The sequence below is a fragment of the Pseudomonas sp. B21-048 genome, assembly GCF_024748615.1.
Classification (GTDB): domain Bacteria; phylum Pseudomonadota; class Gammaproteobacteria; order Pseudomonadales; family Pseudomonadaceae; genus Aquipseudomonas.
In genome coordinates, this window is the sequence record NZ_CP087168.1 from 1,200,928 (window position 1) to 1,221,785 (window position 20,858).

The following is a 20,858-nucleotide window of genomic DNA, read 5'->3' on the forward strand; positions in this document are numbered from 1 at the left end:
CTTGGATTGTGCGCGACAGGATGGAGGTATCCAGCCAAGTTACCAATCCCTGTAGAAAAAAATAATCACAAATATTAACGCGTCTCACCGGGCAGCGGCGATGGCGCATCGCCCATTGTAGAGGGTTCAGTCTGCGGTTCAGCCTGATCTGAAGTGACATTCTGGTGACCCCTGAATGGCTCACTGCACAGTGACAGATCATTGTTGCGAAAGGACTTTTTCGACAGGTACAAAAAAGGCCACTCTTTCGAGCAGCCTTTTTTGATGTTTGGTTGCGGGAGCCGGATTTGAACCGACGACCTTCGGGTTATGAGCCCGACGAGCTACCAGACTGCTCCATCCCGCGTCTGTGTGGCGGCATTCTACAGGCGAACGCCGGAGTGTCAACCGTTAATCCAAGTATGGCTCAAATAAGTGTAAAGCGACGGTGAACGGTTGAAGGGGAAACCTAAGTTTCAGAATCAGAACGGTTTTCTTTTTTTGTGCGGTAAGGCAAGAGCGCTAATTAAAAACAGGCGCGCACAAAAAAGGCCACTCTTTCGAGTAGCCTTTTTTGATGTTTGGTTGCGGGAGCCGGATTTGAACCGACGACCTTCGGGTTATGAGCCCGACGAGCTACCAGACTGCTCCATCCCGCGTCTGTGTGTCGGCATTCTACAGAGGATCGCCGGGCTGTCAACCTTCAATCTCGATAAAACCTCTTCCTGTTCAAGCGCTTAGGTGAAAAAAGCCACGGCTGGCCGGTCTGAAACGCAGGCAGGGCAAGGCCTGTGGCTCTATCGGGCGGGCTCTTTCGATTGAGAAAATAAATTCCTGCGGTGCTTTTCCTACAAGGGGAAAAGAACATTCAGAGTACTGGTGCTATATACAGGTGTCAGTGAGATACTGCCGGTACGACTCACCCACACACCATTTCTTCGCCATGAACACTGCTTTTATATGACGCAGCGAAAAATCATCCACGTCGATTGTGACTGTTTTTACGCCGCCATCGAGATGCGTGACGACCCGCGCCTGGCCGGTAAGCCATTGGCGGTGGGCGGCTCGGCGGATCGGCGGGGAGTGATTGCCACCTGTAACTATGAAGCGCGGGCTTATGGTGTACGTTCGGCCATGTCTTCCGGACATGCCTTGAAACTGTGTCCGGACCTGACCATCGTCAAGCCGCGCATGGAAGCCTATCGCGAAGCATCGAAGGAAATTCATACGATCTTTCGCGATTACACCGACCTGATCGAGCCGCTTTCCCTGGATGAGGCCTACCTCGACGTGTCGGAGAGCGCGCATTTCGGCGGCAGCGCCACGCGAATCGCCCAGGACATTCGTCGCCGGGTCTCCAATCAGTTGCACATCACCGTGTCGGCCGGCGTGGCGCCGAACAAGTTTCTCGCCAAAATCGCCAGCGACTGGAAGAAGCCCAACGGCTTGTTCGTGATCACGCCGGATCAGGTGGAAGACTTTGTCAGTGGTTTGCCAGTGAGCAAGCTGCACGGCGTTGGCAAAGTGACCGCCGATAAACTGGGCAGGCTTGGCATCGTCGATTGCTCGCATTTGCGCGAATGGGACAAGTTGGCGCTGGTGCGCGAATTCGGCAGCTTCGGCGAGCGACTCTGGAGCCTGGCGCGTGGGATTGACGAGCGGTTGGTGCACAACGACAGTCGCCGGCAGTCGATCAGCGTCGAAAATACCTACGACGTGGACTTGCCTGATTTGGTGAGCTGTCTGGATAAATTGCCCGAGTTGCTGGAGTCCCTGAATAGCCGCATGGCACGGATCGACAGCAGCTATCGCCCGGGCAAGCCGTTCGTCAAAGTGAAATTTCATGACTTTACCCAGACTACGTTGGAGCAGGCCGGGGCGGGGCGGGATCTGGGGAGTTATCAGTTGCTGCTGACCCAGGCCTTCAACCGGGGCGGGAAACCGGTGCGGTTGTTGGGGATTGGGGTGAGGCTGGAGGATTTGCGGGGTGGGTTTGAGCAGATGGAGTTGTTTGAGCGGTAGTTTTGCAGTGAATGTAATGGCGTCATCGCGGGCAAGTCGGATCGCCGCACCGCCGCTCCCACAGGTACTGCATCGTCCTTGTGGGAGCGGCGATGCGGCGATCCGACTTGCCCGCGATGCTTTTAAGCGTTTAGTTCTGCCCCGGATCCGCCACCAGTCGCCCGGCATCCTTGGTCAATGACTTGAGGAATTCGGTCTGCAGCTCGGGATCGTTGCGGGTCAGTTCGATCAGGCTCTGTTCCAGCTCACTGGCTTCTTCTTCCAGACCCAGTTCCGACAGACGTTTGACCCGGTGTACCCACTGGCTCACTTCGTCGTCTTCGAGGTCGTCGTAAATCAGCCCATGCGCTTCGAGCAGTTTGCCACGCAACGTGCTGCTGATCGCCAGGGACGAGTCGGTGTGCGCATCGTCCTTGTTGTCCTCGACACTGATCTGCAGCTTGCCCAGATGACTGAGATCATGTTCAGCGAAAGGGCTGTCCAGCAGGTTCAAGCGCAACACGCCGTTACGGTCGGTGCTCAACTCGAAGGTGTTCTTGCCGGCCTTGACTTGCACCGGACGCTCGCTCCACGGCAGGCTCGAGTATTCCGTGCGCTTGTCGCGCTGGACTTCGTCGATGCCCGCCAGGTTCTGTTGCGCCCGACCATGGGACTGCACGTTCATGAACGGGTTGAGCCCGGCGAAACCATAGCTGAGCCAATCCTTCGTCACGCTGTCGGACAGATTGCCGAGGGCGAACACGTTGACCACGTTCGCACCGACACCGGCCACCACTGCCACCGCGCCCAGCGGAATCTCGTAGACCTCCCGCCAGGGTTGGTAAGGCGTGTAGCGATCGTAGTGACGCGTGACTTCGAACTCGGTGACTTCGAAGGTCTTCTGCTCGTGGATTTTCACCCGACGTTGCGGCAGCTCAAGCACCTTGGGCTCGCCGACATCGATCTGCAGGCTGTGATCGAGCAATTTGCGCTCGACCCGTTCCTCGTGCTCGCTGCGTTGTGACATCTGATTGGCACAGCCGCTGACCAGCAGGGCGCCGCACAGGGCGGTGCCACCGAGGCCTAAGGTGTTTCGCTTGAACATGACGTCTCTATCTGGTGTCAGCGGCGGATACGGGCCTGGAGGAAAGACAACACATCAGCGACCGGCAGCGCTTGCGCCTCGGCCTCGGTGCGGCTCTTGTATTCCAGATTGCCGTCGGCGAGGCCACGGTCACTGACCACGATCCGGTGTGGAATGCCGATCAGCTCCATGTCCGCGAACTTGATGCCCGGGCTGGTTTTTTTGTCGCGGTCGTCCAGCAGCACGTCGAAGCCCGCGGCAGTCAGTTCTGCATAGAGCTTGTCGGTGGCGTCGCGAACCTGTTCGGTTTCGTAGCGCAGCGGAACCAGGGCAACCTGGAACGGAGCCAGAGCGTCGCTCCAGATAATCCCGTTCTGGTCGTTGTTCTGTTCAATGGCGGCAGCCACCACGCGAGACACGCCAATACCGTAGCAGCCCATTTCGAGGGTGACCGGCTTGCCGTTGTCGCCCAGCACTTCGCACTTCATCGCTTTGCTGTATTTGTTGCCCAGCTGGAAGATGTGCCCGACTTCGATGCCGCGCTTGATTTCCAGGGTGCCTTTGCCGTCAGGGCTCGGATCACCGGCCACGACATTGCGCAGGTCGGCAACGGTCGGAACCGGCAGATCACGCTCCCAGTTCACGCCGAAATAGTGCTTATCGTCGATGTTGGCGCCGATGCCGAAGTCGCTCATCAGCTCGACGGAACGGTCGATGATGATCGGCAGTGGCAGGTTCAGCGGGCCAAGGGAGCCGGCGCCGGCGCCAATGGCGTCGCGCAGTTCGGCTTCGGAAGCCATGACCAGCGGGCTGGCAACGCCAGGCTGGTTGGCGGCCTTGATTTCGTTCAGCTCGTGGTCGCCACGGATGATCAGGGCAATCAGTTTGCCTTGCTCTTCAGCGTGCACCACCAGCGTCTTGATGGTCTTTTCGATCGGCAGATTGAAGCCGTCGACCAGTTGCGCAATGGTTTTGGCGTTCGGCGTGTCGACCAGGCGCAGCTCTTCGCTTGGCGCGGCGCGGGAGGTTTCACGCGGCACGGCTTCGGCTTTCTCGATGTTCGCGGCGTAATCGGAACCGTTGCTGAAGACGATGTCGTCTTCGCCGGATTCGGCCAGCACGTGGAATTCGTGGGAGCCGGCGCCACCGATTGAGCCGTTGTCGGCTTCAACCGGACGGAATTTCAGACCCAGGCGGGTGAACACGTTGCAGTACGCCTGGTGCATGCGGTCGTAGGTGATCTGCAGCGATGCCTGGTCAGCGTGGAACGAATAGGCATCCTTCATGATGAACTCACGGCCGCGCATCAAACCGAAGCGTGGGCGGATTTCGTCGCGGAATTTGGTCTGGATCTGATACAGGTTGATCGGCAGCTGTTTGTAGCTGCTCAGCTCATTGCGCATCAGGTCGGTAATGACTTCTTCGTGGGTCGGGCCGGCGCAGAAGTCGCGACCGTGGCGATCCTTGAAGCGCAGCAATTCAGGGCCGTATTCTTCCCAGCGACCGGATTCCTGCCACAGCTCAGCCGGTTGGGTGCTCGGCATCAACACTTCGAGAGAGCCGGCGGCGTTCATTTCTTCACGCACGATGGCTTCGACCTTGCGCATCACTCGCAAGCCCATGGGCAGCCAGGTGTACAGGCCCGAGGCGAGTTTGCGGATCATGCCGGCGCGCAACATCAGCTGATGGCTGATGACGACCGCATCGGAAGGCGTTTCTTTCTGTGTGGCGAGCAAAAATTGACTGGTGCGCATGGTTGGCCGTTGTCGGTTGCTGATGACGAGAAATGACGGAACATTGTACGGGCGAGATCTGCTGGCGTACAGGAGTGCGGCCGGCTGTGTCGCAGAGGGCGAGATTCTGCCCGCCCTCTGTGATGCTTCCTGCCTAAAAAGCCTACGATTCTTCCGCGACCTGGGTCTGAACCGGTTCCGGTGTCGGTGTCGGACCGGCGCGGCGGTTCTCCTGGAACCAGTGCAAGGCGATCAACAGCAAGGTCGGAACGCCCAGCAGGGCGGTGATCAGGAAGAAGTTGTGATAACCGAATTTCTCCACCATGACCCCTGAGTAACCGCCGATCAGACGAGGCAGCAGGAGCATGATCGAGCTGAGCAGGGCGTACTGGGTGGCGGAGAACTTAAGATTGGTCAGGCTCGACAGGTAAGCGACAAATGCCGAAGTCGCCAGGCCCGAACTGAAGTTATCCAGTGAAATGGTGACAATCAGCATCTGCAGATTGGCCCCCATATCCGTGAGCATCAAGAACAGCAGGTTAGTGCCGGCCGATGTCACACCGCCGATGAACAGGATCGGCAGAATACCGAAGCGCACGATCAGCAGGCCGCCCATGCCGGCGCCGACCAGCGTCATGATCAAGCCGAAAATCTTGCTGACGCTGGCAATCTGATCCTTGGTGAATCCCTGGTCGATGTAAAACACGTTAGCCATGACGCCCATGACCGTGTCAGACATCCGATAGGTGGCGATCAGCCCGAGCAGCAGCAGGGCTTGCCAGCGATAACGCAGGATAAAGTCGTTGACCGGCGTCAGCACCGGCGCCAGGCCACGGCGGCCCATGGCCGACAAGCACAGGCCGGTCAGCGTGATATAGAGGATCGCCCGCAGGAACGCGCGGTCTTCGAGCAGCAGGTCGAGCACGCTGGCGCCTTCGAACAGTACGCTGGCGAAGTCAGTGTTGTAGAGCTGGGTGAACATGGCCGGTACGGACACCAGCAGCACGATCAGCACGAACACCGATGCCAATTGGTGCACAAAGCTATAGCGTCCGGCCTGCAATTGAGTTCGCAGAGGCACCGGCGGTTCGCGCATGAACAGGGTGGTCAGTAGTGCCGGGACCATCAAGACGCCGAACAGCACGTAGGTGCCGGTCCACGCCGCATGCTTATAGTTGAAACCGGTGGAGCCGAAGCCTTCGGCGAAGAACAGTGCGCCGGCCGTCGCCAGCAGGGCCGCGACCCGATAACCGGCCATGTAGCTGGCTGCCAACGCGGCCTGACGGCTTTCGTCGGCGATTTCCAGGCGATAGGCGTCGACGGCGATGTCTTGCGTCGCCGAGGCGAAGGCGACGACCACGGCGATGGCGATCAGCCAGGACAGGTGCTTTTGCGGGTCGCAGAATCCCATACCGATCAGGCCTAGAATCACCAGTGCTTGGGCCAGTACCAGCCAGGAGCGTCGTCGACCGAGCTTGCCGAGCAATGGCAGGCGCCATTGGTCGAGCAGCGGGGACCAAACCCATTTAAAGGCGTAGGCCAGGCCGATCAGGCTTGCATAGCCGATGGTTTCGCGGGCGACACCGGCCTCGCGCAGCCAGACTGAAAGCGTCGAAAACACCAGCATATAGGGCAAGCCGGCGGCGAAACCAAGCAGCAACAGCACGAGCGTCGAGGGGCTGGCATAGGCGGCGAGCGCGGCGCGCCAGGTTTTACGGGGCATGGGCTGGAGTCTGCCTCAAGAATTACGGAAACAAAGCGCGCACTCTAACCGCTGTGCTCTACCGGGCGCCAGCCATGGCGTTGAATATCAACACGATTGTTCAGGACACTGATGCCTTCCATGCGCAATCGCGCCCGTTGTTCATCCCCCGAAGGGCTGCCCACAGGCAGGCTGATCCGACCACCGGCACCCAGTACGCGGTGCCAGGGCAATTTGGTATCGCCGGGCAGTTGGCTCAATGTTCGCCCGACCCAGCGGGCGGCACGACCCAGTCCGGCCAGATCGGCGAGCTGACCGTAACTCACGACTTTGCCCTCGGGTACTTGCGCCAAGGTCAAATAGAGTGCCGTGCGTCGGATTTGCGCCGCGCTTTCGGTTTCAGAGGTTGAATCGGTCACGTTCCCGGCTTCCTGAAAAAAAGTGCGTATTGACCGTCTGTAGAGTAAATCCTGGATCGCCTATTGAGAAATGAACTCAATAGAAAAAGTCGGGTCAGTCCTTGTCTGGGCCTTATTCGCCAGAATAAGGCCGACTTTTTTTCGCAATGTTGAGCCTCTGATTCGCTTATGTTGTCCAGAACCTTGCTGTGCCTCGCTGTCATCAGTGCTTCCACTCCCTTGTTTGCCGATACGGTCTGGTTGAAGAACGGTGACAAGTTGAGTGGCAAAATCACGCTCTTCGACGGTGGCAAACTGTTGATCCAGACCTCGTATGCCGGGGCGGTTCCCATTGACTGGAAAGAGGTCAAAACACTGGAAAGCGATCAGCAACTGCTGGTCAAGCAGGATGCCTACACCGGCGAGAAGGCCAAGTCGCTGCACGCGGCAGAAGAGGGCAAGGTCACCTTGGCCAACGGCGACGGTCCCAAGACCGTGGAGCTTGCCAGTATCCAGCAGATGCTCAAGCCCAAGCCGGTGGTTGAGGATCTGGTGTGGAAAGGTAATGTCGACATGGCACTGGATTATCGACGGGCCGAAAAAGATACCGATGATTATGATGTCGGCTTCAAAACCAGCGCGCGTCATGGGAGATGGCGTCATACGGCGCAAGGTGAGTACAACCGCGAGTTCCAGGATGACGTCGTCACCACGGATAACTGGCGTGCGGAATATGCCCTCGACCGATTCCTCACCGAGAAGTGGTTCTGGCAAGGGCGTTTGAATTACAAGCGTGACAAGGTCGAAGAGCTTTCCCGGCAACGCACCATCGGTACCGGCCCCGGTTATCAATTCTGGGACAACGAGCTGGGCGCCTTCTCCCTGGGCTCGCTCCTGAACAACACGGACTATGAATACTCCAGCGGCAAAAAGGAAAACTTCTATTCCGTGGCAATGAAGTGGGATTACAGCCGTTACCTGATTGGCAAAAAGGTCGAATTCTTCACCAGTGGCGAAGTTGGAAAGCCGTTGTCGGGCGTGGCGGATTACGCCCTCGATGCCGAGGCCGGCCTGCGCTACAAAGTCACCGATTGGGCGTCGCTGAACCTGAAGGCCGAGAGAGACATCATCAGTGCTAGCGATGAGGCTGACCTGAGCAAGACCCGATACACCGCAGGGTTTGGCGTGGCCTGGTAAACCGCGCGAAGATCAAAAGATCGTCCGAACGCGGCCCGAGCCTTCGGACGATCTTTTTTTGCGAGGCAAAAACACCTGCCCACAAAAAAGCCCCGCTTTTAAGGGCGGGGCTTTTTACTAAAGCAGTTACAAGTTAGATAACTTGAACTTCTTCAGCTTGCATGCCTTTCTGACCGCGGGTAGCGATGAAAGAAACCTGTTGGCCTTCTTTCAGGCTTTTGAAGCCGTCGGATTGGATAGCTTTGAAGTGAACGAACAGGTCGTCACCGGATTGTGGAGTGATGAAGCCGAAGCCTTTTTCATCGTTGAACCACTTAACGGTACCGGTTTGGCGATTAGACATGGTGTAACTCCTTGAACAAAGATAACTGCGACGCAGGAAGAACCCTGGCCGAGACTGAGTGCAAAGAGCAGGAAAAATTCTTGTAGATGGTTGGATCGAAATTCAACATATCGTGTAGAGATTCTCAGTGACACAAGCAGCACAGTGGCGCCACCTTAACCCTTTTTCCGGAACGTGCCAATGGTTCTTGCGAAGGTTTCTCTGTTTTCATGACTGACGGTGCATCGAATGGCGGCGAAGGCCCGGAATTCACGGGGGGGGCAGCGAGAATTGTCTCCCGGACTTTGAACCCGGAGCGCCTGCCCGGTAAGATGCCGGACAGAATTTTTTCCACCTCGCTATTCAGGACACCCGCCATGAGCATCAAATCGGACAAGTGGATTCGCCGCATGGCGCAGGAACACGGCATGATCGAGCCTTTCGTCGAGCGTCAGGTACGCGGTAGCGACGATAGCCGTGTGATCTCCTACGGCGTGTCCAGCTACGGCTACGATGTGCGTTGCACCAATCACTTCAAGGTGTTTACCAACATCAATTCGGCGATCGTCGACCCGAAAAAACTTCGATGCTGGCAGCTTCGTCGATATCCACAGCGACGTGTGCATCATTCCGCCGAACTCCTTCGCTCTGGCCAGCACCGTCGAATACTTCCGCATCCCGCGTAAACGTATTGACCATTTGCCTGGGTAAAAGCACCTACGCGCGTTGCGGCATCATCGTCAACGTCACGCCGCTCGAGCCTGAGTGGGAAGGTCACGTGACCCTGGAGTTCTCCAACACCACCAATCTGCCGGCGAAAATCTACGCGAACGAAGGCGTGGCGCAGATGTTGTTCCTTGAGTCGGACGAAGAGTGCGAAGTCTCCTACAAGGACCGTGGCGGCAAGTACCAGGGCCAGCGTGGCGTGACCCTGCCGCGTACCTGAGTCAGCCGTCTGACAAACCGTTGGAATTCCTGAGCGGGCGTACACTCTATGGAATGTACTGCTCCGATTCGCGCAAGGCGGATCGGGCCATCGCTCAGGAGTGCTTCATGAAGATCGATCCACGAATAAGTGCCGAATTGGCAAGGCTTGAGCCCAATCAGGTTGGCGTGCTGGCCTGGTCCTTGTTGGCACATCCGCCCGTCAGCATGGCAGGGGGCATCCCCGGCCAGCCTGATCCCGATACCCCCAATGAACAACCGACAGAGCCTGGCGAGCCCACCTTGCCGGATGAGCCGCCTCCTGCGCCTGTGGCTTGAGATCTGTTGCTGAAATCCGCTCCTGTAGCTGCAAGGCTCCGGCCGCGTTCGGACGATCTTTTGTGGGTGGCGAGATTTTCACGACCGAAAAGCCAGATCAAAAGATCGCAGGTTTCGCCAGCGCCTACGGTGATCCGTAACAGTGGGCTAAACCTGTGTTTATTTCAGGTTGCCGCTGAGGAACTGTTTCAACCGCTCACTCTTCGGATTGCCCAACACCTCTTCCGGCGCACCTTCTTCCTCCACTAACCCCTGATGCAGGAACAGCACCTGGCTCGACACTTTGCGCGCAAAGCTCATTTCGTGGGTGACCATGATCATGGTCCGGCCTTCTTCGGCCAAGCCCTGGATCACCTTGAGCACTTCGCCCACCAGTTCCGGGTCGAGCGCTGAGGTCGGTTCGTCGAACAGCATGACTTCCGGTTCCATGGCCAGCGCGCGGGCAATGGCTACCCGTTGTTGCTGACCGCCTGAAAGGAACGCCGGGTATTGATCCGCCACGCGTGCCGCCAGGCCAACCTTGTCGAGGTAACGTCGGGCACGGTCTTCGGCCTCTTTCTTGCTGCAACCGAGCACTCGGCGAGGGGCCATGGTGATGTTTTCCAGCACCGTCATGTGGCTCCACAGGTTGAAGTGCTGGAACACCATGGCCAGGCGAGTGCGCAGCCGTTGCAGCTCATCGGCGTCGGCCACGTGGATGCCATGGCGATCCTTGACCATGCGGATGTTCTGGCCGTCCAGGCTCATGGTGCCGTCGTCGGGTTGTTCGAGAAAGTTGATGCAACGTAAAAAGGTGCTTTTGCCCGAGCCGCTGGCGCCGATCAGGCTGATGACGTCGCCGGTTTTGGCCTTAAGCGAAACGCCCTTGAGCACCTGATGATCGCCATAGCTTTTATGCAGGCCTTCAATGGTCAATTTGTACATGGGGCATGCATCCTCAAGGCGAAAGTAGGTAGCCGCTGCGATAAGCTTCGGCGCCCGCAACGTGGGCGATCACCATGCCGGCAGTGGCCATGCGCCGCAGCGAACGGGCGTACATCAGCCCGGCTGCGGAGCAATGAACAGGGGTGATGCGATCATTGATCGGGTCGATGACTTCGGCGATCAGTTGCCCGGCTTCCAGGTATTCCCCGGGCAGGGCCGTGAACACCAGCAATCCGCCCACCGGCGTCGCCACCGGTTCGACGCCAGCCAGCGGGGTGGCCGGGTAGGGCAGTGCCGGTAATGGCGCCGGTTCACCGGCAATCGCGCCGAAATGAATCAGATAATCGATCAGCGCCTGGCAATCGAGGCTGGCCAGCGGGTGATTGACGTCGCCCTGGCCGCGTAATTCGACGGTGACCGAGAAACTGCCCAGCGGAATATCGAAGTGTTCGCCGAAGCGCTCCTTCAACTGCCACCAGAGCAGGGTGAAGCATTCATCGAACGACTGGCCACCCGAGTCGGTGGCCAGCAGGCTGGCTTCGGCACCGATGTACCGCGCCAGTGGCTCGACCTGAGGCCAGGCCTCGGGCGTGGTGTAAAGGTGCGCGACGGCTTCGAAATCGCAATGCAGGTCCAGCACCATGTCCGCATCGCAGGCCAGCCGTTGCAGGGTCAGGCGTTGGGATTGCAGTTGCGTGCCTGCGGTTTGCCGTGCCAAAGCCTTGCGCAGGCTGTCGCGGATCAATTCGAGGTTGCGTTGCGGATCGTCGCCGAGCCGGCCTTCGATCTCGTTGCCGACTTCTTCACTCAAGTCGACGAACCAGCGATTGAAGTTCTGCCCGCTTTCCAGCTCGTAGCGGCCCAGTGGAACGTCCATCAACACTTGTTCCAGGCCCGCCGGGTTAGCCACGGGGACCAACACGATTTCGCTGCGCAGCCGACCGGCGGCTTCCAGCTCCGCCAGACGTTGCTTGAGGTGCCAGGCCACCAGCATGCCAGGCAGTTCGTCGGCATGCAGGGAGGACTGGATGTAAATCTTGCCTTTGGCCGACGACGGGCCGAAGTGGAAGCTGTGAATCTGTCGCGCGGTCCCCGGCAGCGGGGCCAGCAGGTCATGAATCTGATGGCGCATTTACGAGTTGTCCTAGTGAGTCGGCCCGAGGAAGGCCAGCCATCGGCGTTCGGCCAAGCGAAACAGGCCGACCAGCGCAAAGGTAACGGTCAGGTAGATCAGCGCGGCGATGCCGAACGACTGGAATGTCAGGAAGGTCGCAGAGTTCGCGTCGCGAGCGACTTTCAGAACATCCGGGATGGTCGCGGTGAATGCCACGGTGGTCGAGTGCAGCATCAGAATCACTTCGTTGCTGTAATAAGGCAACGAGCGACGCAGGGCTGACGGCATGATGATGTAGGCATAGAGCTTCCAGCCTGACAGACCGTAGGCCTTGGCCGCTTCGATTTCTCCGTGAGGCAGGCTGCGAATCGCCCCGGCGAAGATCTCCGTGGTGTAGGCGCAGGTGTTCAGGGCGAAGGCCAGGATCGTGCAGTTCATCGCATCGCGAAAGAACGCATCGAGGACTGGCTGGGCGCGCACGGCCGCCAGGCTGTAGATGCCGGTGTAGCAAATCAGCAGCTGGATATACAGCGGCGTACCCCGGAACAGGTAGACGTAAAACTGCACTGGCCAGCGGACGTAGACCTTGGGCGAAACCCTGGCGATGGACAGCGGGATCGACACCAGAAAACCGATGAAGATCGAAGCACTGAGCAGCCACATGGTCATGGCCAGGCCGGTGATGTTGTAACCGTCGGTATAAAGGAAGGGTTTCCAGTATTCCTGCAAGAGTTCGATCATCGTACGGCCTCCCGGGAACCGGCGGCGTAGCGGCGTTCGAGCCAGCGCAGAACGATGTTGGAGGCGCTGGTGATCACCAGGTAAATCAGTGCGGCCAGTACCAGGAAGTAGAACAGTTGATAGGTGCTTTTACCGGCGTCCTGCGCGGCCTTGACCAGGTCGGCGAGGCCGATGATCGAGACCAGCGCGGTGGCCTTGAGCATCACCATCCAGTTGTTGCCGATACCCGGAAGGGCGAAGCGCATCATTTGTGGGAACACCACGAAACGAAAACGCTGACCGCGTTTGAGGCCGTAGGCGGTGGCGGCTTCGACCTGACCCCGCGGTACGGCGAGGATCGCCCCGCGGAACGTTTCGGTGAAGTACGCGCCATAAATGAAGCCCAGGGTGATGACCCCGGCGCTGAACGGGTTGATCTCGATGTATTCCCATTCCATGAAGTCGGTAAACGAGGTCAACCAGGTTTGCAGGCTGTAGAAAATCAGCAGCATCAGCACCAGGTCGGGTACCCCACGAATCAGCGTGGTGTAGAGTTGGGCCGGAACACGTACCAGTTTGACTTTTGACAGCTTGGCACTGGCGCCCAGCAAGCCGAGCAAAACGGCCACCAACAGCGACAACACCGATAATTTGATGGTCATCCAGGTGCCTTCCATCAGCAACGGACCGAAGCCCTGGAGGCTGAAGGCTGAGAGCCCCAGGTTTTGTAATAGGTTTTCGAACATAAATCAGCAACCTGATCGGGTGAAAAAAGCGCCCATCGCGAGATGGGCGCCGGGCATTATTTGCCGCTGTACAGATTCAGATCGCCAAAGTGTTTCTTCTGAATGGTGGCGTAGGTGCCGTCGTCGTGTAACGCTTTGATACCTTTATTCAAAAGTTCTTTGAGGTCTTTGTTACCTTTAGAGATACCGATAGCTGTTTTCGACGGCAGCAATTCGCTGTCGACCGGCTTGCTGACTTCGTACCCTTCACCTTTTGGCGACTTCAAGAAGCCCAGTTCGGCTTGCAGCATGTCCTGGATCGCCGCGTCGAGACGGCCGGAAGTCAGGTCGGAATACACCTGATCCTGGTTCTGATAGGCCTGGGTTTTCACGCCCGCCTTGTCCAGCACGGCCTTGGCGTAGGCTTCCTGGATGGTGCCTTGCTCGTAGCCGACGGTTTTGCCTTTCAGCGAAGCGACATCTTCGCTCAGGCCGGAACCTTTCTTGAACACGTAAGCAGTTGGGCCGGAGAATAGCTCGTCGGAGAAGTCGATGGCTTTTTCGCGAGCCGGGGTGACGGTCATCGAAGAGATCACACCGTCGAATTTATTGGCCTTGAGGCCTGGAATCATGCCGTCGAAATCGCTTTCGACCCATTTGCACTTGACCTTCAGCTCGGCGCAGATCGCATTGCCCAGGTCGATGTCGAAGCCTACCAGGCTACCGTCGGCTGCTTTGGACTCGAACGGTGCGTAGGAAGGGTCAACGCCAAAACGCAATTCTTTGTATTCCTTGGCCAGCGCGGAGCCAGCAGCCATGCACAACGCCAGTGCAGAAAGGGTCAGCAATGCTTTTTTCATTATTCAATCCCTAAGAACCAATATGAGCGCTTGTGGCGCAGAAGTACTGTTACTGGAAAGCGTAAGACCTATTGAAAGTAGCAATTTCCGAACCAGAGTGCCGAACAAGCGTTTTAAAAGGTAATACAAAGAAGTGGTAAAGCGCGATCTGTGCACGAAAATGGGCGCGCATTATTTGATGCACCGATTCGGTTCGGATTGGCGCGAACCTGTGGCGAGGGCCCCAGAGGTGGGTTAACTCAACAAATCCTGCAACGTCGCCAGGCTGTCAGCTTCCTCTACCGACTTGTCCTGCCGCCAACGCAACATCCTGGGGAACCTTACCGCAATCCCGCTCTTGTGCCGCTTTGACAAGGCAATGCCCTCGAACCCCAGCTCAAACACCAGGGTCGGCTTCACACTACTCACCGGTCCGGATTTTTCCACCGTGGTTTTGCGTACGATGCTGTCGACCTGCCGTATCTCTTCGTCAGTCAACCCGGAGTAGGCTTTGGCGAAAGGCACCAGCGTTCGTTCGCGGGCAGAGGGTGGGCCATCCCACACAGCGAAGGTGTAATCGGTGTAGAGGCTGGCCCGGCGGCCATGACCCTGCTGGGCATAGATCAGCACCGCATCGACGCTGAACGGGTCGACTTTCCATTTCCACCAGACCCCCATGTCCTTGGTCCGCCCGACGCCATATAGCGCATCGCGGGCCTTGAGCATCATGCCTTCGACGCCCAGTCTGCGCGAGGCTTCTCGTTGGCGGGCAAGGTCGAACCAGTCTTCGCCGGTCAGCACGGGCGAGCTCAGTAACACCGGGTTGGTGCAGGTGGCAATGAGTTGCTCCACCTGGGTTCGGCGTATGGCTTGAGGCTGGTTGCGCCAATCCTCGCCCTGCCATTCCAGCAGGTCATAGGCCAGGATGACGACAGGCACTTCATCGAGGATCTTCTTGTTCAGTGTTCTGCGGCCGATCCGTTGTTGCAACAGGGCGAAGGGTTGCACGGCGGGTGAGGACGGCGAGTGCGGATTGAAGGCGTCCGCGGTGCCCGGTTGTGCGGCTTTCCAGGCGACGATTTCACCGTCGATCACCGTGCCATCGGGTAAATCGTGGGCCAGGCTGTCGAGTTCGGGAAAGCGTTCGCTCACCAGCTCTTCACCTCGCGACCAGACCCACAAGCGCCCATCACGTTTGACCACTTGGGCGCGGATGCCATCCCACTTCCATTCCACTTGCCACTGACTGGCCGGGCCGAGCAGGGCTTCGAACTGCTCGACCGGGTGCGACAACGCGTGAGCGAGGAAAAACGGGTAGGGCTGGCCGCCTCGTTGGGCATGCTCATGGGGTGATTCGGGGGCGATCAGCTTCAGGTAACTGGCGGCGCTCGGGCGGTTAGACAAATCGGTGTAACCCACCAGCCGCTGGGCCACGCGTTTGCTGTCCAGGCCGGCCATGGCCGCCAGCGCGCGGGTGACCAGCAATTTGGAGACGCCGACACGGAAACTGCCAGTGATCAATTTGATGCACAGCATCAGGCTCTGGCGATCCAGTTGCACCCACAGGGCGGGCAAGCATTCGGCGAGGGTTCGCGGGGGCGCATTACGCAGCGGCAGCAGTTTGTTTTCAATCCACACCGCCAGCCCGTCGGTAGAGGTGTGGAGCGTTTCGGGCAGCACCAGCGAGATGGTTTCCGCCAGATCACCGACGGCCTGGTAACTTTCTTCGAACAACCAGGGCGAGAGCCCGGAAAACGCGGTTGCCATTTCCCGCAGCATTCGTACCGGCACCCATTGCCGAGGTCGTCCGCCGGACAGAAAGTACACCGCCCAGGCGGCATCTTCGGGCGCGGCCTGGGCGAAATAGTTCTGCATCGCCGTCAGTTTGGCGTTGCTTGAGGTGGTGGCATCGAGTTCGGCATACAAGTCGGCGAAAGCTTTCATGCCAGCACCTCGGCGCTCTCGGATTCGAGGGCTGCGGTGTCTTCATCATCGCCGTATTCGGTGCTGAAACTCATGGCATTGAGGCCTAGTTCGCGCAGATGGCGTACCAGTACTCCAATCGAACCATGGGTGACGATCACGCGTTCGGCTCCGGTTTGTTCGATGGCCCACAGCAGGCCGGGCCAGTCAGCATGATCTGACAGCACGAAACCGCGGTCCACGCCACGCCGCCGCCGTGTCCCGCGCAAGCGCATCCAGCCGCTGGCGAAGCCATCGCTGTAGTCACCGAAACGCCGTACCCAGGGGCTGGCGCCCGCCGAAGGTGGCGCGATGACCAAGGCCTTGCGCATCATCGGGTCGTGCTTTTTTACTTCGCCGGTATAGATCGTGGGCGGTAAATAAATACCGCTTTCGCGATAAATCCGATTGATGGGTTCCACCGCGCCATGGACCAGAATGGGACCAAGGCTGGCATCGATGCCGTGGAGAATCCGCTGAGCCTTGCCGAAGGCATAGCAGAACAGCACGCTGGTCTTGTCGGCTGTAGCGTTGGTCTGCCACCACTGATTGATTTCGGCAAAGATCTGCCTCTGCGGTTGCCAGCGGTAAATTGGCAGACCGAACGTCGATTCCGTGATGAATGTATGGCAACGCACCGGTTCGAACGGCGCACAGGTGTAGTCGGGCTCGGTCTTGTAATCCCCCGAGGCGACCCAGACTTCTCCGCCGTATTCCAGCCGCACCTGAGCCGAGCCGAGCACATGGCCCGCGGGATGAAAGCTCAGTTTTACGCCGCGGTGCAGCAATGGCTCGCCATAGGATAGCGTTTGCAGGTTGATGTCTTGGCCCAGACGCGCGCGCAGAATGCCTGCACCCGGTGCCGCCGCCAGATAATGTTGATTGCCACGGCGAGCATGGTCGCTGTGGGCATGGGTAATGACCGAACGGTCGACCGGGCGCCACGGGTCGATGTAAAAATCGCCGGGTGGGCAGTACAAACCTTCAGGACGAGCGATAACAAGGTCCATATTGTTACCCAAATGGAGAGGCCTGTTAGCTAGGAGGTTTGCGCGAGACGAGAAGTTCTATTTATTTTCATTGGTGGTAAAAATCAAAAGATCGCAGCCTGCGGCAGCTCTTACAGGGGAATCGAGTTCATCTGTAGGAGCTGCCGCAGGCTGCGATCTATTGATCTTATTTACCTGGCGTCAGCGTCAACCGCGTCTTGCCATACACCTTGTCAAAGTTCTGCGGCTGCATCGGCAGGCTCATGTATTGCCCCTTGAGCCATGGATCGACGCTGTCGAGATAGTGCGGGCTGGCCGGGTTGCCGGATTGACCGGTACCGTTCTGGCCCATCAGCGGTTCGGCTTGGCCGAAATCGACGATAAAGCGCATGGCCGGCGCCAGCGTGGTGTTGAAGTCCTGACCCCAGGTGAACGCAGCGGTGTTGAGTGTGGTGTGGTCGCCACCGGCCGCCAGTGGACCGCGTACGGTCTGGCCACTGGCGTTCTTCCACTCGTAGCGATGCAGTTTGCCCCACTGCCAGGCTTTGTGATCACCGCCCAACTGGCTGTCACCCGCGCTGATCGCGGCCGCCAGGCTACGGGCGAGGATCGCCGGTTTGTCTTCTTTCTGCGGGGTGCGCAGATCGTCCCAGAACGGACTGTCCTCACGCCCCAGCAGATGATCGGCCTGAGCCGCGTAAGACAACTTGCCGTTGGCGATAAAGGCTTTCCACGCCGGAGTGCTTTCCGGGCCCAGATCATCGAGGAAAATCTGCTTAGTGCTTTCCTGCAGGAACAGCTCGTAGATCGCCGCGTCGGCGGAGGTCGTGCTGAGTTTGCCGTCGAAAGCCATCAAGCGCGTATAAGCCTCACGAGCCTTGCCGCGATCGGCAACTGGCAGCGCTTCGATGGCCTGTTTGAGTGGCTGAGCCATGCCCGGCGCTTCAAACACCTTCTTCAGCTTGGCGGCGAAGGTGGTGGTCTGGTCGTATTGCATGGCGATCAGGCTACGTGTGTCGTGCTTGCCCACGCCCGCCAGTTCGGCCATGCGCTCGCCGCGCTCCGGCGCTGACCAGGAATTGGACAGCTGCATGCCGTAGCCATGGGGAATGACCCGCTGGTTGGCGGTGCCGAGCCAGCCTTGAGCCGGGTCCTGGTCATACGGATGGAGCATCGGGTCGGCGTAACCGTCCCAGTCGTAGCGACCTTCCCAGCCCGGCGACGGCAGCAAGCCTTCGCCTTCGCGACGGTTCGGGTAGCGACCGGTAACTTGCCAGCCGATATTGTTGGCATCGGCAAACACCAGATTCAGGGCGATGGCACGTATTTCGCGGCTGGCGTCCGAGGCGTTCTCGACGCTTTGCGCTCGGGACAGGTCGAAAAAGGCGTCCAGGGTTTTGTCGTCGGTGAAGTTCGGCGTCTGCAAGGCCAGGCCGAAACCATTCGCCAGCGCGGTGCCTTGGGCGCTGTTGAGCAACGGCCCGTGGCGGGTTTCGTACACGGCTTCGCGAATCGGCTTCTGGCCTTTGACGAAGTAGGTTTCGTTACGCACGATCGCCGGCTGCCATTTGCCGCTGACTTCGTAGGAAAGGCCATTGCCCTGACGTTTGATTTTTTCCAGGAACAGGTCCTGGTTGTCGCCCATGACCGTGGTCATGCTCCACGCCACTTTGCCGTTGAAACCACCGAGTACCATGGGTAACCCGGCAATGGTCACGCCGGAGGCCTGGTATTTCGGCGCGCGAATCTGCACGTAACTGAATAGCGACGGCACGCCCAGCGGCCCGTGGCTGTCGCTGGCCAGCAAGCTTTTGCCGCTGCGGCTGCGTTGCGGGCCGATCGCCCAGTTGTTCGAAGAGGTGGCGCCCAGCAGGTTCAGATCCGATAGGTGAGCGGTGGCCTTGTTGATTTCGCTCAGCCCCGGGATTTGCCCGTTGAGTTTGATGCCCTGAAGTTTTTCGGCTTCAGCGACCGGCAGTTTTTCGTCCGGTGCGGACGGCGCAAGCCATGCCAGTTTGTCGGTACTGACCGTTTGGGCCAGCATCAGCGAGGAAATTTCTTCCGGCAGGTTCGCCGATTGACTGAAATTCAGCAGGCAGAAAATCAGCGCCGAATCTTCCGGTTTCCAGTATTCAGGCTTGTAGCCAGTGGCTGCGAGGTCCGCAGGCAATTTGTCGCGGTAGCGGAACAGGTAGGCGTTGACCCCGCGGGCATAGACTTCGAAGAAACGCTTGAGGCGCGGCGAAGAGGCCTTGTACAGCTCACCCGCGCTTTTCTTCAGATTAACTGCACGCATGTAGCGGTCGGCGTCGAGCAGGTCCGAACCGGACATCTCGGCCAGACGGCCCTGCGCGAGTAAACGCAGAGTGACCATCTGGTTGATGCGGTCGCTGGCGTGCACGTAGCCGAGAGTGAACAGCGCATCATGGAAGCTGTTGCTCTCGATCAGCGGCATGCCCAAGGCGTTGCGTCGAATCGAAACGTTCTGTGCCAGACCTTTGAGCGGTTGCACGCCGGAGGTCGGAGGGAGGGTGTCTTGAGTGTTCCAGGTCTGACAACCGGTCAGGCTTAAAACACCGGCCACTGCTGCGGCAACGCCGAACCGGGGAAGAAAATGTGAAAGGGCTGGCGAGGCCATGGCAAAGCTCCTGCGGGGGGTGGTGGCGCAATAAAGGCGCTACGTTAGTGAGCAGGAGGTGGCCGCGCAAGCGGCGGCGGGGTTATTTCTTTATTGATCGTTCCCACGCTCTGTGTGGGAGTGCAGCCCGTGACGCTCTGCGTCACATCCAGAGCCGAACGCGGAGCGTCCGTTGAAGCATTCCCACGCGGAGCATGGGAACGATCAGAGTGCAGGGCCTCAGGGTTTAGGCGGATTAATGAAGTGCTCAAGAGATATCGTCAGGTACGGACAGCGACCGCGAGCATCAGGTCGTCCTGTTTGCGTTTGATGGCTTGCCAGTAGGAAGAGGTGATGCTGAAGTGTGGGAAATTCAATGCCCCGGCAGGAGAAAAGTCGGCATGCAGCTCAAGACAAACGCGGCGCTGATCATCATCGATCAACAAAAAGGCATCCTGCATCCCAAGTTGGGCCGTCGAAACAACCCTCAGGCCGAAGAGCGCATCCTGGAATTGCTGGGGCATTGGCGCCGAACCGGGCGGCTGGTGGTTCATGTGCAGCATCTGTCCCGTTCAGCGGATTCAGTGTTTTGGCCACAGCAATCGGGGGTGGAGTTTCAGGAGCGTTTTCAACCATCGATGGGTGAGTGGCTGATTCAGAAACAGGTGCCGGATGCCTTTTGCTCGACGGGGCTGGAGGCGCGTTTGCGCGAGGCGGGGATCGATCAGTTGATCATCGTTGGCGTGGCGACCCACAACTCAGTGGAGTCCACGGCGCGAACGGCCGGGAATCTGGGTTTTGAAGCGTGGGTTGCGCAGGATGCGTGTTTCACCTTTGACAAGGCGGATTTCTTCGGTAACGCCCATCCAGCCGAGGAAGTACATGCGATGTCGCTGGGTAATTTGCATGGCGAATATGCGACGGTTGTGAACACTGCGCAGATTTTGTAGGAGCGAGCGATGCGGCGATCCGACTTGCCCGCGAAAAGGGGCACCGCGGTCATTCAGACAAACCGCGTCATCGTTCTTCGCGGGCAAGTCGGATCGCCGCACCGCTCGCTCCTACAGAGCGGTGCGTCAGCGTGTTATGCGCCGTGGCACTTCTTGAATTTCTTGCCGTTGCCGCAAGGGCAAGGGTCGTTGCGGCCGACATCTTTCAGGGCGTTGCGCACCGGTTCCTGGTGGGCGTGGCCGCAGTTCGGGCCGTGGACATGGCCATGGTCGTGATGGTCATGATGGTCATGATCGTGGTTGCAGTCAGGGCCATGGACATGAGGTTGCTGGGTCATC

At 58.7% G+C, this 20,858-nt stretch carries 18 protein-coding genes, 2 tRNA genes and 1 pseudogene; 5 read left to right on the plus strand and 16 right to left on the minus strand.

Features of this window, described 5'->3' with window-relative positions; genetic code table 11:
• Nucleotides 1–269: 269 nt before the first annotated feature.
• Nucleotides 270–346, minus strand: a tRNA-Met gene (locus tag LOY56_RS05390).
• 215 nt (nucleotides 347–561) lie between these two features.
• A tRNA-Met gene (locus LOY56_RS05395) sits at nucleotides 562–638 on the minus strand.
• A gap of 301 nt (nucleotides 639–939) precedes the next feature.
• On the opposite strand from LOY56_RS05395, the gene dinB reads away from it, so the two are divergent.
• The gene (gene dinB, locus LOY56_RS05400) at nucleotides 940–2,001 is read left to right on the plus strand and encodes a DNA polymerase IV (RefSeq protein ID WP_258620377.1); all 1,062 of its coding nucleotides are present in this window, start codon (nucleotides 940–942) and stop codon (nucleotides 1,999–2,001) included.
• A 130-nt stretch (nucleotides 2,002–2,131) separates the two neighbouring features.
• On the opposite strand, the gene LOY56_RS05405 is transcribed toward dinB, so the two are convergent.
• From LOY56_RS05405 to LOY56_RS05420, 4 genes are all read right to left on the minus strand, one after another.
• Nucleotides 2,132–3,085 (minus strand): hypothetical protein, encoded by a 954-nt coding sequence (locus LOY56_RS05405; protein WP_258620379.1) that lies wholly within the window; start codon nucleotides 3,083–3,085, stop codon nucleotides 2,132–2,134.
• 17 nt (nucleotides 3,086–3,102) lie between these two features.
• The gene (locus tag LOY56_RS05410) at nucleotides 3,103–4,818 is read right to left on the minus strand and encodes a proline--tRNA ligase (protein ID WP_258620380.1); all 1,716 of its coding nucleotides are present in this window, start codon (nucleotides 4,816–4,818) and stop codon (nucleotides 3,103–3,105) included.
• A gap of 142 nt (nucleotides 4,819–4,960) precedes the next feature.
• Nucleotides 4,961–6,520, minus strand: coding sequence for an AmpG family muropeptide MFS transporter (locus tag LOY56_RS05415; protein ID WP_217856699.1), 1,560 nt, complete (start codon nucleotides 6,518–6,520; stop codon nucleotides 4,961–4,963).
• A 44-nt stretch (nucleotides 6,521–6,564) separates the two neighbouring features.
• On the minus strand, nucleotides 6,565–6,918 hold the full coding sequence (locus LOY56_RS05420; RefSeq protein ID WP_258620383.1) for an MGMT family protein: 354 nt from the start codon (nucleotides 6,916–6,918) through the stop codon (nucleotides 6,565–6,567).
• A gap of 168 nt (nucleotides 6,919–7,086) precedes the next feature.
• Here LOY56_RS05420 and LOY56_RS05425 point away from each other — a divergent pair, with 168 nt between their 5' ends.
• Nucleotides 7,087–8,094, plus strand: coding sequence for a DUF481 domain-containing protein (locus LOY56_RS05425; protein ID WP_258620384.1), 1,008 nt, complete (start codon nucleotides 7,087–7,089; stop codon nucleotides 8,092–8,094).
• A gap of 133 nt (nucleotides 8,095–8,227) precedes the next feature.
• Here LOY56_RS05425 and LOY56_RS05430 read toward each other — a convergent pair whose 3' ends face one another.
• The gene (locus tag LOY56_RS05430) at nucleotides 8,228–8,437 is read right to left on the minus strand and encodes a cold-shock protein (RefSeq protein ID WP_002554837.1); all 210 of its coding nucleotides are present in this window, start codon (nucleotides 8,435–8,437) and stop codon (nucleotides 8,228–8,230) included.
• A 356-nt stretch (nucleotides 8,438–8,793) separates the two neighbouring features.
• Here LOY56_RS05430 and dcd point away from each other — a divergent pair.
• A pseudogene (gene dcd, locus LOY56_RS05435) lies at nucleotides 8,794–9,362 on the plus strand (dCTP deaminase).
• A 107-nt stretch (nucleotides 9,363–9,469) separates the two neighbouring features.
• Nucleotides 9,470–9,679, plus strand: coding sequence for a hypothetical protein (locus LOY56_RS05440; protein ID WP_008060697.1), 210 nt, complete (start codon nucleotides 9,470–9,472; stop codon nucleotides 9,677–9,679).
• Between the two features lie 159 nt (nucleotides 9,680–9,838).
• Here the strand turns inward: LOY56_RS05440 and LOY56_RS05445 are convergent, their stop codons facing one another.
• The 8 genes from LOY56_RS05445 to LOY56_RS05480 all read right to left on the minus strand — a co-directional run bounded on the left by LOY56_RS05445 (nucleotide 9,839) and on the right by LOY56_RS05480 (nucleotide 19,590).
• Nucleotides 9,839–10,603 (minus strand): ABC transporter ATP-binding protein, encoded by a 765-nt coding sequence (locus LOY56_RS05445; RefSeq protein WP_258620386.1) that lies wholly within the window; start codon nucleotides 10,601–10,603, stop codon nucleotides 9,839–9,841.
• 13 nt (nucleotides 10,604–10,616) lie between these two features.
• Entirely contained in the window at nucleotides 10,617–11,735 is a 1,119-nt protein-coding gene (locus LOY56_RS05450) for a succinylglutamate desuccinylase/aspartoacylase family protein (RefSeq protein WP_258620387.1), read from the minus strand.
• Between the two features lie 12 nt (nucleotides 11,736–11,747).
• Nucleotides 11,748–12,458, minus strand: a complete 711-nt coding sequence (locus tag LOY56_RS05455; RefSeq protein ID WP_258620388.1) for an ABC transporter permease — start codon at nucleotides 12,456–12,458, stop codon at nucleotides 11,748–11,750.
• The gene (locus tag LOY56_RS05460; protein ID WP_258620389.1) at nucleotides 12,455–13,183 is read right to left on the minus strand and encodes an ABC transporter permease; all 729 of its coding nucleotides are present in this window, start codon (nucleotides 13,181–13,183) and stop codon (nucleotides 12,455–12,457) included. Before LOY56_RS05460 ends, LOY56_RS05455 begins: the two co-directional genes overlap by 4 nt.
• A 56-nt stretch (nucleotides 13,184–13,239) precedes the next feature.
• Nucleotides 13,240–14,022, minus strand: coding sequence for a transporter substrate-binding domain-containing protein (locus LOY56_RS05465; protein WP_258620390.1), 783 nt, complete (start codon nucleotides 14,020–14,022; stop codon nucleotides 13,240–13,242).
• Between the two features lie 234 nt (nucleotides 14,023–14,256).
• Entirely contained in the window at nucleotides 14,257–15,945 is a 1,689-nt protein-coding gene (locus LOY56_RS05470) for an ATP-dependent DNA ligase (protein WP_258620391.1), read from the minus strand.
• Nucleotides 15,942–16,973: a ligase-associated DNA damage response exonuclease gene (locus LOY56_RS05475; protein WP_258620392.1), complete on the minus strand. Its 1,032-nt coding sequence runs from the start codon at nucleotides 16,971–16,973 to the stop codon at nucleotides 15,942–15,944. Before LOY56_RS05475 ends, LOY56_RS05470 begins: the two co-directional genes overlap by 4 nt.
• A gap of 166 nt (nucleotides 16,974–17,139) precedes the next feature.
• Nucleotides 17,140–19,590 carry a penicillin acylase family protein gene (locus LOY56_RS05480; RefSeq protein ID WP_258620393.1) on the minus strand — a complete coding sequence of 817 codons (2,451 nt, stop codon included), beginning with the start codon at nucleotides 19,588–19,590 and terminating at the stop codon, nucleotides 17,140–17,142.
• A gap of 380 nt (nucleotides 19,591–19,970) precedes the next feature.
• On the opposite strand from LOY56_RS05480, the gene LOY56_RS05485 reads away from it, so the two are divergent.
• Nucleotides 19,971–20,519 (plus strand): cysteine hydrolase family protein, encoded by a 549-nt coding sequence (locus tag LOY56_RS05485; RefSeq protein ID WP_258620394.1) that lies wholly within the window; start codon nucleotides 19,971–19,973, stop codon nucleotides 20,517–20,519.
• 134 nt (nucleotides 20,520–20,653) lie between these two features.
• Here LOY56_RS05485 and LOY56_RS05490 read toward each other — a convergent pair whose 3' ends face one another.
• Entirely contained in the window at nucleotides 20,654–20,857 is a 204-nt protein-coding gene (locus tag LOY56_RS05490) for an SEC-C metal-binding domain-containing protein (RefSeq protein WP_038979222.1), read from the minus strand.
• Nucleotide 20,858 lies beyond the last annotated feature (1 nt).